At 62.7% G+C, this 14,851-nt stretch carries 11 protein-coding genes; 8 read left to right on the top strand and 3 right to left on the bottom strand.

The genetic code is table 11. The annotated features are described in order from the left end of the window. Positions 1-210 precede the first annotated feature (210 nt). From mutL to FZZ93_RS02900, 8 genes are all read left to right on the top strand, one after another. A complete protein-coding gene (mutL, locus tag FZZ93_RS02935) occupies positions 211-2,184 on the top strand; it encodes a DNA mismatch repair endonuclease MutL (protein ID WP_149320821.1) in 1,974 nt (657 codons plus the stop codon). Between the two features lie 15 nt (positions 2,185-2,199). Continuing rightward, on the top strand, positions 2,200-3,138 hold the full coding sequence (miaA, locus tag FZZ93_RS02930; protein ID WP_149320820.1) for a tRNA (adenosine(37)-N6)-dimethylallyltransferase MiaA: 939 nt from the start codon (positions 2,200-2,202) through the stop codon (positions 3,136-3,138). Positions 3,139-3,262: 124 nt separating this feature from the next. Next, positions 3,263-3,514 carry an RNA chaperone Hfq gene (gene hfq, locus FZZ93_RS02925; protein ID WP_149320819.1) on the top strand — a complete coding sequence of 84 codons (252 nt, stop codon included), beginning with the start codon at positions 3,263-3,265 and terminating at the stop codon, positions 3,512-3,514. A gap of 8 nt (positions 3,515-3,522) precedes the next feature. Continuing rightward, on the top strand, positions 3,523-4,839 hold the full coding sequence (gene hflX / locus FZZ93_RS02920) for a ribosome rescue GTPase HflX (protein WP_149320818.1): 1,317 nt from the start codon (positions 3,523-3,525) through the stop codon (positions 4,837-4,839). 107 nt (positions 4,840-4,946) lie between these two features. Next, complete coding sequence (gene hflK, locus FZZ93_RS02915) at positions 4,947-6,170, top strand: FtsH protease activity modulator HflK (RefSeq protein ID WP_149320817.1); 1,224 nt, start codon at positions 4,947-4,949, stop codon at positions 6,168-6,170. 1 nt (position 6,171) lies between these two features. Then, positions 6,172-7,053: a protease modulator HflC gene (gene hflC, locus FZZ93_RS02910; protein ID WP_149320816.1), complete on the top strand. Its 882-nt coding sequence runs from the start codon at positions 6,172-6,174 to the stop codon at positions 7,051-7,053. 237 nt (positions 7,054-7,290) lie between these two features. After that, positions 7,291-8,487, top strand: a complete 1,197-nt coding sequence (locus FZZ93_RS02905) for an ATP phosphoribosyltransferase regulatory subunit (RefSeq protein WP_149320815.1) — start codon at positions 7,291-7,293, stop codon at positions 8,485-8,487. Between the two features lie 67 nt (positions 8,488-8,554). Beyond that, a complete protein-coding gene (locus FZZ93_RS02900) occupies positions 8,555-9,850 on the top strand; it encodes an adenylosuccinate synthase (protein ID WP_149320814.1) in 1,296 nt (431 codons plus the stop codon). Positions 9,851-10,016: 166 nt separating this feature from the next. On the opposite strand, the gene FZZ93_RS02895 is transcribed toward FZZ93_RS02900, so the two are convergent. The 3 genes from FZZ93_RS02895 to FZZ93_RS02885 all read right to left on the bottom strand — a co-directional run bounded on the left by FZZ93_RS02895 (position 10,017) and on the right by FZZ93_RS02885 (position 14,208). After that, positions 10,017-11,678: a BCCT family transporter gene (locus FZZ93_RS02895; RefSeq protein WP_149320813.1), complete on the bottom strand. Its 1,662-nt coding sequence runs from the start codon at positions 11,676-11,678 to the stop codon at positions 10,017-10,019. 488 nt (positions 11,679-12,166) lie between these two features. Beyond that, positions 12,167-13,000, bottom strand: a complete 834-nt coding sequence (locus FZZ93_RS02890) for an ABC transporter permease (RefSeq protein ID WP_149320847.1) — start codon at positions 12,998-13,000, stop codon at positions 12,167-12,169. A gap of 5 nt (positions 13,001-13,005) precedes the next feature. Further along, the gene (locus FZZ93_RS02885; RefSeq protein ID WP_149320812.1) at positions 13,006-14,208 is read right to left on the bottom strand and encodes a quaternary amine ABC transporter ATP-binding protein; all 1,203 of its coding nucleotides are present in this window, start codon (positions 14,206-14,208) and stop codon (positions 13,006-13,008) included. Positions 14,209-14,851: the final 643 nt, after the last annotated feature.

Genomic DNA, 14,851 nt, shown 5'->3' with positions numbered 1-14,851 from the left:
TACGAGCTACGAGCTACGAGCTACGAGCTACGAGCTACGAGCTACGAGCTACGAGCTACGAGCTACGAGCTACGAGCTGAAGGGTTGACGGCTTAAAGGGCGATGACACCACCCTGCTCGCGTCTCGCGTCTCGCGTCTCGCGTCTCGCGTCTCGCGTCTCGCGTCTCGCGTCTCGCGTCTCGCGTCTCTTGGCTTCCGGAAGGAGTGATATGACAGATAGACAGCATATCCAGGTTCTCGATCCGCGGTTGGCTAACCAGATCGCTGCTGGCGAGGTGGTCGAGCGGCCGTCCTCGGTGGTCAAGGAACTGGTCGAGAACGCTATCGACGCTGGTAGCCGACGCATCGAGGTGGAACTGGAGTCCGGTGGGGCGCGGCTGATCCGGGTGCGTGATGACGGCGTTGGCATCGATGAGGAGGACTTGCCGCTAGCCCTGTCGCGTCATGCCACCAGCAAGATCGCCTCCCTGGACGACCTCGAGGGCGTGGCAAGCCTGGGCTTTCGGGGCGAGGCGCTGGCCTCGATCAGTTCGGTGTCGCGCCTGGAGTTGATGTCCAATGTCGAGGACGACCCGACGTGCGGTTGGCGCGTGGTGGTGGAAGGGCGCCGCATGGAGCCTCGGGTCACGCCCTCGCCGCACCCGCGCGGAACGTCGGTGACGGTGCGTGACCTGTTCTTCAATACCCCGGCACGCCGCAAGTTTCTGCGCACCGAGAAGACCGAGTTCGGTCACGTGGAGGAAGCCTTCCGCCGTCAGGCCTTGTCGCGCCTGGACCTCGGCTGGGTGCTGCGCCACAACCAGAAGACCATCCACCAGTTGAGCCCGGGTGGTGATCTGATCGGTCACGAGCGGCGCCTGCAGGCGCTGCTCGGCAAGGCCTTCCTGGAAAACGCTCTGCACCTGGATATCGAGACCGGCGGTCTGCGCCTGTGGGGTTGGGTCGGCCTGCCGACCCATTCCCGGGCCCAGGCCGACCAGCAGTACTTCTTCGTTAATGGCCGGGTCGTGCGCGACCGACTGGTGGCCCATGCCATTCGTCAGGCCTATCGCGATGTGCTCTTCCACGGCCGGCATCCGGTGTTCGTGCTGTATCTGGAGGTCGACCCCACGGTGGTGGACGTCAACGTGCACCCGACCAAGCACGAGGTGCGGTTCCGCGATGGCCGCATGGTGCACGACTTTCTGTTCTCCAGCTTGCATCGGGCGCTTGGCGAGGCACGTGCCGGCCAGCCGGGAGAGGGAGCGGTGACGGAAGAGGCGCCGGCCGGGGAGAGCGCGTCGCAGGTGACAGCGTCGGCAGTCAGCGAGGTGGCCGAGTCCGCCGGGCGTTGGCAGCAACAGCCGATGGCGCTGCACGGGCGCGACGAAAGTGGCGAACAGAAGGTGACGCCGGATCGGGTGCGGGCCTTCATGGAGGGGTATCGCGCCCTGCACCCGGATCACGAAGAGAGCCTGCTGACCCCGCAGCCATCCGCGCCAGGAGCGGGCGGCAATGCCGCCGAGGTGGCACTGGCCGAGCGTGAGGCATCGCCCGTGGCGGCATCCAGCGCGGCAGCGATGCCGGAGGAAGATGCCACCAAGGCGCCGCCCCTGGGCTATGCCGTGGCCCAGTTGCATGGCATTTATATTCTCTCCCAGACCGAGCGTGGCCTGGTGGTGGTGGACATGCATGCCGCCCATGAGCGTATCGTTTACGAACGCATGAAGACGCAGGTGCATGGCGCCGCCGGCAACGAAGGCGGCCTGCAGGCTCAGCCGCTGCTGGTGCCGGTGTCCCTGGCAGCCAGCGCCGCCGAGGTGGCCACTGCCGAGGCCGAGCGTGATGCCTTCTCGCGACTGGGCGTGGAGCTCGACGTGGCCGGCCCGGAGACGCTGCTGGTGCGCCAGGTGCCGACCTTGCTGGTCGATGCCGATGTCGAGCTGCTGGTGCGCGACATGCTGAGCGATCTCGAGCGTTACGGACGTTCCGACCGACTCGAAGCCCATATCAACGAACTGCTGTCGACCATGGCCTGCCATGGCAGCGTGCGGGCCAACCGCCAGCTGACGACAGCAGAGATGAATGCGCTGCTGCGTGACATGGAACGCACCGAGCGCAGTGGCCAATGCAACCATGGCCGTCCCACCTGGACCGAGATGAGTCTCAAGGAACTGGATCGATTGTTCCTGAGAGGCCAGTGATCCGACGGAGACTTCATGAGTGACACTCGCCCGCCGGCCATCTTTCTGATGGGGCCGACTGCCGTGGGCAAGACCGACATGGCCATCGCCCTGCACGAGCGGTTGGGCTGCGAACTGATCAGCGTCGATTCGGCGATGGTCTATCGTGGCATGGACATCGGCAGTGCCAAGCCATCGCCGGCGGAGCTGGCGAGGGCCCCTCATCGCCTGATCGACATCCGCGACCCGGCCGACCCCTATTCGGCGGCAGCGTTTCGCGAGGATGCGCGCCGCGAAATGAGCCGCATCACCGAAGCCGGACGCGTGCCCTTGCTGGTAGGTGGAACCATGATGTATTACCAACGACTCTGGGGGGGCGAGCCTAATCTGCCATCGGGGGATCCGGCGATCCGGGCCGAACTGGATCGGGAAGTCGAAAGACGCGGGCTGGCCGAGCTGCATGAAGAATTGGCTCGCGTCGATCCGCGTGCGGCACGACGCATTCATCCCAACGATCCCCAGCGCCTGACGCGGGCGCTGGAGGTCTATCGAATCAGCGGGCGCCCACTCACCGAACACTGGGATGAGCAAGGCTCGGAAACCTTTCCCTGGCGAGTGCTGTCGATAGGGCTCGCTCCGGCCGATCGAAGTGTGTTGCACTCACGGATAGCGACGCGCTTCGATGCCATGCTCGAGGCGGGATTCATCGAAGAGGTGGCCAACCTGAAGGCTCGGCACGACCTGCATGCGAGGCTACCGGCGATGAAGAGCGTGGGCTATCGTCAGGCTTGGGAGTTCCTGGAAGGACAGGGCGACCGAGAGGCGCTGAAGCGCCGGGGAATTGTTGCCACGCGGCAGCTGGCAAAGCGTCAGTTGACCTGGATGCGTGGCTGGCCAGAACTGCATTGGGTCGACATCCTGGCCGGCGAGCCACTCGATCGCGTCTTGAAATTGGTGCGTGAATTCAGCAGTTAGCGTAAGATGAGCGTTCCATGAGACCGGTCGATCGGGCTCCACCGGGCAAGAGTGCCACCTCGGGAAATGAGGTGGGCACCCAATAACACTATTAACCCCATAAGAGATAATTAGGGAGAGCAACATGTCCAAAGGACAGTCCCTTCAAGATCCATACCTGAACGTCTTGCGCAAGGAGCGCATTCCGGTGTCGATCTTCCTGGTCAACGGCATCAAGCTGCAGGGCCAGATTGAGTCCTTCGACCAGTTTGTCATTCTGCTGCGCAACACGGTCAGCCAGATGGTCTACAAGCACGCCATCTCCACGGTGGTGCCATCGCGGAATGTGCGCCTGCCGACGACCGATGTGTCCGAGCAGCCGGATAGCAACGTGTGAGGTATTGATTGTTTTTCGAACGTCCCGACGCCGGTGAGACGGCGGTACTCGTCCATGTGGATTTCCAGGACGAAAGCGAACGCGAGGATTCCGGAGAATTTCTCGAGCTCGTACGCTCGGCCGGTGCGGAGCCGGCCACGCTGCTGACCGGTAGTCGAGGTCGGCCCGATCCGCGTTTCTTCATCGGTTCGGGCAAGGTGGAAGAGGTCCGCGAAGCGTTGGCGGTTCACCAGGCCGAACTGGTGATCTTCAATCATGCCCTCAGCCCCTCCCAGGAGCGCAATGTCGAACAGGCGCTCAAGTGTCGTGTGCTGGATCGCACGGGACTGATCCTGGATATCTTCGCGCAGCGGGCGCGGACCCATGAGGGCAAGTTGCAGGTGGAGCTGGCACAGCTGGAGTACATGTCGACTCGGCTGGTACGTGGCTGGACCCACCTGGAGCGGCAGAAGGGCGGTATCGGCCTGCGCGGCCCAGGGGAAACCCAGCTCGAGACCGACCGTCGCTTGCTGCGTGGCCGTATCAAGGCCATTCACAAGCGCCTGGACAAGGTGCGCAGCCAGCGTGGCCAGAATCGCCGCGCTCGCTCGCGCGCCGAGATTCCCAGCGTGTCGCTGGTCGGTTATACCAATGCCGGCAAGTCGACACTGTTCAACGCTCTGACCGAGTCAAGGGTCTATGCGGCGGACCAGCTGTTCGCTACCCTCGACCCCACCCTGAGACGTCTCGAGGTCGAAGATGTGGGGCCGGTGGTGCTGGCCGATACTGTGGGCTTCATCCGGCATCTGCCTCACAAGCTGGTCGAAGCCTTTCAGGCAACTCTCCAGGAAGCCGCCGAGGCGAGCTTGCTGGTTCATGTGATTGATGCCGCGGACCCGGATCGCGACCTCAACGTGAGCCAGGTGGAGGAGGTGCTCGATGAGATCGGTGCGCTCGATGTACCGACGCTCAAGGTGATGAACAAGGTTGATCTTTTCGACAGCGCGCCGCGCATCGAGCGCAACGTCGAGGGCCGGCCCGAGGCGGTGTGGTTGTCGGCCCGCGATGGCCGGGGACTGGAGTTGTTCGAACAGGCCCTTTCGGAGTGCCTGGCCGACGATATCATCGATTTTGACATCACCCTGGCACCTACCCAGGGCAAACTGCGGGCTGGCCTGCACGAATTAGGGGCGGTTCGCGATGAACGCTTCGACGAGCAGGGGCATACCCTGCTCGAGATACGGCTGCCGCGACGTGATTTCCTGCAACTGATGGCACGTCTTGGCGAGAGCGCCAACGATTACCTGCCGGAGGAGTTGCAGGAAGGTCCCGTCTGGGAACAGTGAGTCGCCTTCGGGCGTCGACCGGTGTCCGCCAACATCGGTGACGCTACAAGGATCGCAATGATGCCCGTCGCGATGCGGCGGTACGCAACGCATAGTGGAGACGACGTATGGCCTGGAATGAGCCCGGTGGCGGCAACCAGCATGACCCTTGGAGTGGTGGGGGCCGCCGTGGTGGCAACGGCAATGATGGAGGCAAGGGGGGCGGCAATCAGGGTCCCCCGGACCTCGATGAGGCCCTGAAGAAATTTCAGAACAAGCTCAATGGCATGTTGGGCGGTCGCGGCAAGCGCGGTGGCAATGGTGGCGGTTCCGGCGGCGGTGGCAAGCCGCGCAATATTTTCGCGTTGCCGGGTCTGCTGCTGATCGTGGCGGTGGCAGTCTGGGCCGCCTCGGGCTTCTACCTGGTCGATCAGTCCGAGCGTGGCGTGGTGCTGCGTTTTGGCAAGTATCAGGAAACCGTGACGCCGGGCCTGCAATGGAATCCGCCGTTGATCGATGACGTGCACATGGTCAATGTGACCCGGGTGCGTTCGGTCAGCCAGACCCAGTCGATGCTGACCCAGGACGAGAACATCGTCTCCGTCGAGATATCGGCCCAGTATCAGGTCGCCGACCCGCGCGGTTACGTGCTCAATGTGCGCGACCCCGAGCTCAGCCTGGAAAATGCCCTGGATTCTGCGTTGCGCCACGTGGTGGGCGGTACCGACATGATTGATATCCTGACCTCGGGCCGTGAGATCCTCGGCAGCTCGGTCAACAGCCGCCTGCAGTCCTACCTGGACAGCTATGGCACTGGCATCATGCTGCAGACGTTGAACGTCGAGTCCACCTCGCCTCCCGATGCCGTGCAGGATGCCTTCGATGACGTGATTCGTGCCCGCGAGGATCGTCAGCGCACCATCAACCAGGCCATGGCCTATGCCAATGCGGTGATTCCTGCCGCCCAGGGTCAGGCCCAGCGCATTGTCGAGCAGGGGCAGGGCTATCGCGAATCGGTGGTGGCCGAGGCGCGCGGTCAGGCCAATCGCTTCAATGCCCTGTTGACCCAGTACCAGAATTCGCCGGCGATCATGCGTGAACGCCTCTATCTGGATACCTTGTCCGATGTCTACAGCGAGACGCCGAAAGTGATGGTCGACGTCAGCGAGCAGAGCCCTCTGATGGTCCTGCCGATGGATCGCCTCAAGCGCAGTGGCTCCGACAGCAAGTCGAGTGGCGGCGAGACCGAGGTGGACCCGCAGTTGATCGAACGCCTGCAAAGCATCCAGTCATCGTCCAGCCCGAGCGGCAGCAATAACAGCAGCAACGGAATTCGCAGGGAGGGTCGCTGAAATGATCAATAATCGTTCCCTGCTCATCGTCGGCGGCCTGGCGGCCGTCGCCTGGCTGGCCAGCAGCAGCCTGTATGTGGTCGACGAGACCGAGCGCGCGGTGAAGCTGCGTTTCGGCGAGATCATTGAAGAGAACATCCAGCCGGGCTTGCACTTCAAGATTCCGATTACCCAGACGATCCGCAAGTTCGATACCCGGGTGCTGACCCTGGATACCGACGCCAGCCGTTACCTGACGCTGGAGCAGAAAGCGGTGATCGTCGACTCCTACGTCAAGTGGCAGGTGGTCAATCCGACCCGTTACTATGAGGCCACCGCCGGCGACGAGTTGCAGGCAGTGCGCCTGATCCAGCCGCGGGTCGACGAGAGTCTGCGTAATGAGTTCGGTCGCCTGAACCTGCAGCAGATCATCTCAGAGCAGCGTGATGAGCTGATGACCGGCCCCACCCAGGAGCTCGACGAGTTGATGCGTGATGAGCTTGGGGTGGCTGTTCTCGATATTCGCGTCAAGCGCATCGACCTGCCCGAGGATGTCTCCTCGGCGGTGTACGATCGCATGCGCTCGGAGCGTGAGCGCGAGGCTCGCGAATGGCGTGCCCAGGGGCAGGAAGAAGCCGAGCGCATCCGTGCCAATGCCGACCGGCGCCGCCAGGTGCTGCTGGCTCAGGCCCAGGAGCGTTCCGAAACCCTGCGCGGTGAAGGCGATGCCGAAGCAGCGGGGATCTTCTCGCAGGCCTATGGCAAGGACGAGGAGTTCTTCTCCTTCTGGCGTAGCCTCGATGCTTATCGCGACAGCTTCAAGGGTGACGGCGACATGCTGGTACTGGATCCGTCCAGCGACTTCTTCCAGTACCTCAAGAGTCCGACACCGACCGACGAATGAGCCGATTGGCCGGCTGATGTCGGCGATGAACCGAGAAGGGCGTCGGTGCCAGGCTGGCATCGGCGCCAGGGTTCATCCCGACGTCAAACGTGCTAGAATCGGTAAACCGGGCGTGGCCCGGTTTTTTTGTGGCCTCCCCACACTCGGCGAGCTTCCCCTGGCTTCCCGCCATGCTTTATGTTCCGCCATGCCGCGAGGCTTGCCACAGGCCAACCACTGTCTTGCAGGAAGAACGACATGACCATCGCTGACCGCTGGCTCTTGCCCGACGGCATGGACGAAGTGCTGCCGCCCCAGGCCAGTCGCATGGAAGAATTGCGCCGGGCGCTGCTCGATCTCTATCACGGCTGGGGCTACGATCAGGTAATGCCGCCTCCCGTGGAGTTTCTCGACTCCCTGCTCACCGGCACCGGCACCGAGCTGGATCTGCAGACCTTCAAGCTCACCGATCAGATGACCGGCCGCATGATGGGGGCCAGCGCCGATGTCACCCCCCAGGTGGCACGCATGGACGCCCACTCCCTCAAGCGGCAGGGGCCCGTGCGGCTGTGCTATTGCGCCAATGTGCTGCGTGCCAAGGCCGACCAGTACCAGGGCGGACGCAGCCCGGTTCAGGTCGGGCTGGAACTCTTCGGCCACGCCGGCCTGGAGGCCGATCTCGAGGTCCTGCGACTGGCGTTGACCAGCCTGTCCGTTGCCGGTGCCGGCGAGGTTCACCTGGCGCTCGGCCATATCGGCATCTATCGTAGCCTGGTGGAGGCCGCCGAGCTGTCGCTGGAGCAGGAGCGCGCGGTATTCAAGGCGCTCGAGCTGAAATCGCCGGGCGCCTTGTCGAGCCGAGTCGACGAATGCGTCACCGACCCGGCCCTGGCGGAAATGTTCCGTGCCCTGGTAACGCTCCACGGTGGTCCCGAAGTGCTCGACGAGGCGCGAGAGGTGTTCGCTGAAGCGCCTCAGGCGGTAGGAGCGGCCCTTGACCAGTTGCGGGCGCTGCATCGTGGCGTGATGGCCGAGCACCCGGAGGTCGAGTTCTATTTCGACCTGGCCGAGCTGCGGGGCTATCAGTACCACACCGGCATGATGTTTTCCGCCTATGTGCCCGGTTACGGCCAGGCCCTGGCCAAAGGGGGGCGTTACGATGATACCGGGCGTGCCTTCGGGCGTGCCCGACCAGCCACCGGCTTTTCCCTGGAACTCAAGCTGCTGGCCACGCTGACGCCGAGAGAGTCCCGTGGTAATGGCATCTGGGCACCGGCCGAGGGCGAGGGGCTGGCCGAGGCCGTGAAGGAGCTGCGCCAGCGAGGCGAGCGCGTCGTCCAAGCGCTGCCGGGACAGCGGACCGGCCCCGAGCAACATTACTGTCAGCGACATCTGGTGCCGGCCGATGACGGTTGGCGAGTGGAGGCATTGCCGGCCTTCGGCGATCTGACCTGATGTCAGGCGAACCGTTTTATTCGACTCCGGCCGACCGCCGGCGTGCAGCAACGAGAGACGAAACACTATGGGCAAGAACGTAGTCGTACTGGGCACCCAGTGGGGTGACGAGGGCAAGGGCAAGGTGGTCGACTTGCTGACCGAATCCGCCGATGCCGTGGTGCGCTTCCAGGGCGGACATAACGCTGGCCATACCCTGGTCATCGATGGCGAGAAGACGGTTCTGCACCTGATTCCCTCCGGTATTCTGCGAGACGACAAGACCTGTGTGATCGGTAATGGCGTGGTGCTGTCACCGGAAGCGCTGATCGAGGAGATCCACGAACTGGAGGCCAAGGGCGTGCCGGTCCGCGAGCGCCTGCGCCTGTCGCCGGCCTGTCCCTTGATCCTGCCTTACCATGTGCGTCTCGACCAGGCGCGTGAGAAGGCGCGTGGCGTGGCCAAGATTGGCACCACCGGCCGGGGAATCGGACCAGCCTACGAGGACAAGGTGGCGCGTCGGGGCCTGCGCCTCGGCGACATGCTGCACCGTGAACGCTTTGCCTCCAAGCTCGGTGAGGTGCTGGATTACCACAACTTCGTGCTGACCAAGTATCACGGTGAGCCGGCGGTGGATTTCCAGCAGGTGCTCGACGATGCCATGCGCATGGCCGATGAACTGCGCGACATGGTCTGCGACACCGTGAGCCTGGTGCACGATGTGCGCAAGGCCGGCGAGAACATCCTCTTCGAGGGGGCCCAGGGCTCGCTGCTGGATATCGACCACGGTACCTATCCGTTCGTGACCAGTTCCAATACCACGGCTGGCGGCACTGCGACCGGCTCTGGCGTGGGGCCTCTGTATCTCGACTATGTGCTGGGCATCACCAAGGCCTACACCACGCGGGTTGGCTCCGGTCCTTTCCCCACCGAACTGTTCGACGAGCATGGCCGTCACCTGGCCGAGAAGGGTCATGAGTTCGGTGCCACCACCGGTCGCGCTCGTCGTTGTGGCTGGTTCGATGCCGTGGCACTGCGCCATGCCGTGCAGATCAACTCAGTGTCGGGGCTCTGTCTTACCAAGCTGGACGTGCTCGATGGCCTTGAGAACATTCGTGTCTGCGTCGGCTACCGCAGCAAGGATGGCGATGTCCTCGACGCGCCGGTGGACTCCGAGGGTTATGAAGCGATCGAGCCGGTCTACGAGGACTTGCCGGGCTGGAACGAGTCGACGATTGGTGTGAAGCGAATCGAAGAGCTTCCCGCCAATGCCCGCGCCTATATCCGCTTCCTCGAGGAACAGGTGGGCACGCCCATCGATATCATCTCGACCGGGCCGGATCGCAACGAGACCATCATCCTGCGCAACCCCTTCGCCGAATAACGTCAGCCTCGCCGGCCAAAAAACGCCGCCCATCGGGATGCCCGATGGGCGGCGTTTTCGTTTCCCGGGCCAGAAACCTGGACCAGAAACGTGATCGCCCCGCGCAAGGCGGGGCGATTCGGTCAGATAGTGTCAGATGATGGCCGAGTGGGTGGCCGAGGGCGCATCAGACGCTCTTCGGTTCACTCATCAAGCCCTTGATGATGGCGTAACAGGCTGCCAGGAGCACCAGCGTGAAGGGGAGACCGGTGGTAATTACGGCAGTCTGGAGGGCCGTCAAGCCGCCGCCCAGCAGCAGGGCAATGGCGATGGCGCCCTCGATGAGGCACCAGAACACGCGCTGAGAGCGGGGCGCGTCGACCTTGCCGCCGGCGGTGATGGAGTCGATCACCAGTGAGCCCGAGTCGGAGGAGGTGATGAAGAAGACCATCACCAGCACGATACCAATGAAGGACGTAATAGCGGTCAGCGGTAACTGGCCGAGCATCTCGAACAGCTGCAGCTCAAGTGCCGCGTTCTGTACACCCTCGAAGCCGTCGGTGACGTACTGGTCGATGGCGGTACCGCCGAAAGCGGTCATCCACAGCACCGAGACCACGGATGGCACGAGCAGCACGGCGACCAGGAACTCGCGGACGGTGCGGCCGCGGCTGACCCGCGCGATGAACATGCCGACGAACGGTGACCAGGAGATCCACCAGGCCCAGTAGAAGGCGGTCCAGCCCTGGCTGAAGTTGGCATCTTCGCGCCCGAAGGGCATGGAGAGTGCCGGCAGGTTGACGACGTAGGCCATCAGATTCTCAAAGAAGCCGGTGGCGATCATCAGGGTTGGGCCGACGGCAATCACGAACACTAACAATATGAAGGCCAACGCCATGTTGACCTGGGAAAGGCGCTGTACACCCTTGTCGACGCCCAGCATTACCGAACCCAGAGCCACTACCGTGATGCCGATGATCAGCAGCACCATGGTGGCATCCGTGTTGGGTACCCCGAACAGGTAGCCGAGCCCCGCCGAGGCCTGAGACGCGCCGAGCCCCAGTGAGGTCGCTAGCCCGAACAGGGTGGCGAAGACCGCCAGGATATCGATGATATGGCCAGCCCAGCCCCAGATGCGCTCACCCAGAATCGGGTAGAAGATCGAGCGCATGGTCAGCGGCAGGCCTTTGTTGAAGGAAAAGATGGCCAGGGCCAGGGCGACGACGGCGTAGATTCCCCAGGGATGCAGGCCCCAGTGGAAGATGGTCGCGGCCATTCCCAGCGAGATGGCTCCCTGTTCGTCGCCAGCGGCGGCGCCCAGAGGTGCCCAGTCGGTCCGTACACCGTTTTCCACCGTGGTACCACCCATGGCAGTACCGAAGTGCGTCATCGGCTCGGAAACGCCGTAGAACATCAGGCCGATGCCCATCCCGGCGGCAAAGAGCATGGCAAACCAGCCCGCATAGCTGAAATCAGGGCTGGCGTGAGCCCCACCGATTCTCACCTTGCCCATGGGGGTGAAGATCAGCACTATCGCGAGGATCACAAAAATATTGGCAGCCAGCAGGAAAAACCAGGACAGGTTGCCGGTCAACACGCTGAAAATGGCGTTGAAGATCGGTTCGACCTGGTTCTGCATCGCCAGGGTGATGATTACGAAGAACAGAATCACCAGGGAGGAGATGGTAAAGACCTTGCCATGCAGGTCCATGTCCACCCCGAACTTGGAGGCGGTGATATTGTCCTGTCCTATCACGTAATCTGTGTCGATGAGATTGGCGGGTCCATCCGGGGCGGGAATGCCCTCGGATCCCGCGTTGGCCTCTTGGGCTTTATCGTCGTTCGTCACGGGACTTCTCCTTGTTGGCGTCGATGAACAGTGGGCAGTAGCCTCAGTCGCACGGCCGGGGCGCGAGGGCACTCAACACCTCGGCATGAGTAGCGATACAGTCGTCAGGCGAAGGGCCGGCTCGGCGGCAGGAACACAGTGCCGGCCAGTGGATACCGACCACGTCAACAGGCTCTGCAAGTGCCGGGCCCGTGGGCATGGTGATCCGCTTTAACATACTCGGTGCTCCTTGCTTGCGTCTCGTCTGCAAGTACACGACAAGTGTGGCCGTTTGGCGATGATCGCGTCGGTCGTCACTTTCAACGGACTGTTTCGCCACGAATCATTGCTTACCGTACATCATCTCATGCGAATCGTCTGCTTCTGGCAACACATCCGGGCGGGAATAGCTATGCCATGTCGCGTTCATGATCGCTCGGGCGACCAGGAATGGGAGGCGCTCGAGTGGCGCCTCCCTCCGATCCGCGTCTTACGGCGTTGCCATGAGATCAGGTCTTGCGTTGCTTGCGCAGCGACTGGGTGACGCGATCGAGAATCATGGCCAGGATGACCACCGCGATGCCGGCCTCGAAGCCGTCGCCGGGGCGCAGGCGCTGGATGGCACGCCAGACTTCGCTGCCCAGGCCATCGGCGCCGATCATGGCGGCGATTACCACCATGGAGAGCGCGAGCATGATCGTCTGGTTGATGCCGGCCATGACGGTGGGCAACGACATCGGCAGTTGGACTTTGATGAGCTTCTGGCTGCGGGTGGCGCCATAGGCGTCGGCGGCCTCGACCAGTTCCACTGGTACCTGGCGGATACCCAGGGTGGTGAAGCGGATAGCAGGCGGCATGGAGAAGATGACAGTGGCGAAGATGGCCGACACCGAACCGATGCCGAAGAACGGAATCGCCGGGATCAGGTAGACGAAGGCCGGCATGGTCTGCATGAAATCCAGTATCGGCATGATGATGCGATAGAGACGCTCGGAGAGCGCGGCGGTGATGCCGACCGGTAACGCGATGACTACCGCCACCAGGGTGGCGATCACCACCAGCGTCAGGGTCTCGATCATCGGATCCCACAGGCCCAGGTTCCAGATCAATAGCAGGCCGAGGGCCGCACCGATGGCCAGACGAGAGTTGGCCACCCACCAGCACAGCGCCACGATGATCACCAGCAGCGACCAGTCGGGCAGCCACATCAGCGCATCATTGAGGCCATCGATGCCGGTCTGCGTCACTCGGGAAATGCCGCGGGTCACGATGGAATATTCACTGGTCAGCCAGTTCAGACTACCCTCGATCCAGTCGCCCAACGGAATGCGCGGGAATTCGATAGCCATCAGTCTTCTCCTGCCTGTGCGAGTTCATCCAGGACGGCGCCCTTGACCACCACGCCCTGAAGCACCTTGTTGTCGTCTACCACGGCGATGGGGAAGCGGTTCTCGCTGAACATGGCGAACAGATTGTGCAGCGGCTCTTCCCGCGTCACGCTGCGGAAGTCCTGGGTCATGGCCTCGGTGACACTCTCCTGGCCACGCTCCAGCGCTTCGCTGGCGGCGTCGGCGTCGATCAGGCCGATCAGACGGCGTTCACGGTCGAGGATGTAGATGGAGTCGAGGCTGTGCTCGCGCATCTTGCGCAGCGCGGTACGTGGTCCATCGCTCTCGCGAACCGTGGAGCGCACCTTGCGCATGGCGCTCTCGGCGGTGAGGATGCGCGACTTGTCGACCCCTTCGATGAAGCGGCGCACATAGTCGTTCGCCGGCTTGGTGAGAATCTCCTCGGGCGTGCCGATCTGCACCACTTCGCCGTCCTTGAGCAGCACGATGCGATCACCGATGGTCAGCGCCTCGTCGAGATCATGGGTGATGAAGACGGTGGTCTTCTGCATGCGGTGCTGAAGGGCCAGCAATTCTTGTTGCATGTCGCCGCGGATCAGCGGATCGAGTGCCGAGAAGGCCTCATCCATCAGCAGTACGGTGGCATCGTTGGCCAAGGCGCGTGCCAGGCCGACGCGCTGCTGCATGCCGCCGGAGAGCTGGTTGGGATAGGCATCCTCCCAACCGTCCAGACCGACTTGCTTGAGGGACTTGTCTGCCGCTGCCCGGCGCGTTGCCGTGTCGATGCCGCGTACTTCCAGGCCGAATTCGGCGTTCTGGCGCACGGTGCGGTTGGGAAAGAGGGCGAAGTTCTGGAACACCATGGAGAAATGGCGACGGCGGCATTCCAGCAGTTCCTTCTCCTTGAGATCGGGAATGTTCTCGCCGTCGATGACGATCTCGCCCTCGGTGGGCTCGATCAGCCGGTTGAGGCAGCGGATCAGGGTCGACTTGCCCGATCCGGAAAGCCCCATGATCACCAGAAGTTCACCCTCGTGAACATCGAAATCGATATTGGAGAGGCCTAGAGTCTGGCCGGTCTTGTCGAGGATTTCGGGCCGCTTCAGGCCCTGGTCGCGCAACTCTAGCGCCTTCTTCGGTTGGTTGCCGAAGACCTTGCTGAGATTGCGCACCCGAATCTTGACGTTTCGGTTGTCACTCATTGCTGTGCCTTAGTGGCCCCTGACCGTGGCGCACACGCCGTGGTCGGTGCCTGGTTGGGATGAGGGATCGCATCAGGATGCCAGACGGCAGTGTTGACGCGGCACGAGGCGGCATACCCTAGCGTTGCTTGAACGATGATTCAAATTCGCAGGGTGGCCCTGAACGCTCGGGAAAAGCGGGATACGGCGCGCCTCCCATTGCCGGTGCCATCGGCAACAGCCGAAGGAGGCTACCGTTGGCAGCGTCGTTGAGCAAGACCAGGCCAGCCTCGAAGCCCGGGTGGACAGAGCGGATTCGGCTGACCTCGAGGCCCGTCAGGATCGGGGCGGGAGACTGCTGGCGTTGGGTGAGGTCGAGGCAGAGTTCGGCAAGTGCTGTTCGGTTCTCTTTCATTGCTCGGGGGCTGATCAGTGATTGAGGTGCATGGAGGAAAATCCTGATAAAGGATAGTCGATGATGTAGGAAGACGGGCCGAGTTGACCCATGTGCCGGAATTAACCATGCCTCGAGCGATTCGGGACGCGGCTCATGCTCGAACGTGATTTTCTTATATTACTGATTTTAATGATTTTTATGTTTTTTCTCTCGAGTTGGCATGTTCATCGCTTGGAACTGGGTGCGCATCCATCAACGAGGAGCCGC

The organism is Halomonas eurihalina (assembly GCF_008274785.1).
GTDB classification, from domain to species: domain Bacteria; phylum Pseudomonadota; class Gammaproteobacteria; order Pseudomonadales; family Halomonadaceae; genus Halomonas; species Halomonas eurihalina.
Note: the sequence above shows the minus strand (reverse complement) of the source record. Positions and strands in the feature narration are given on the sequence as shown.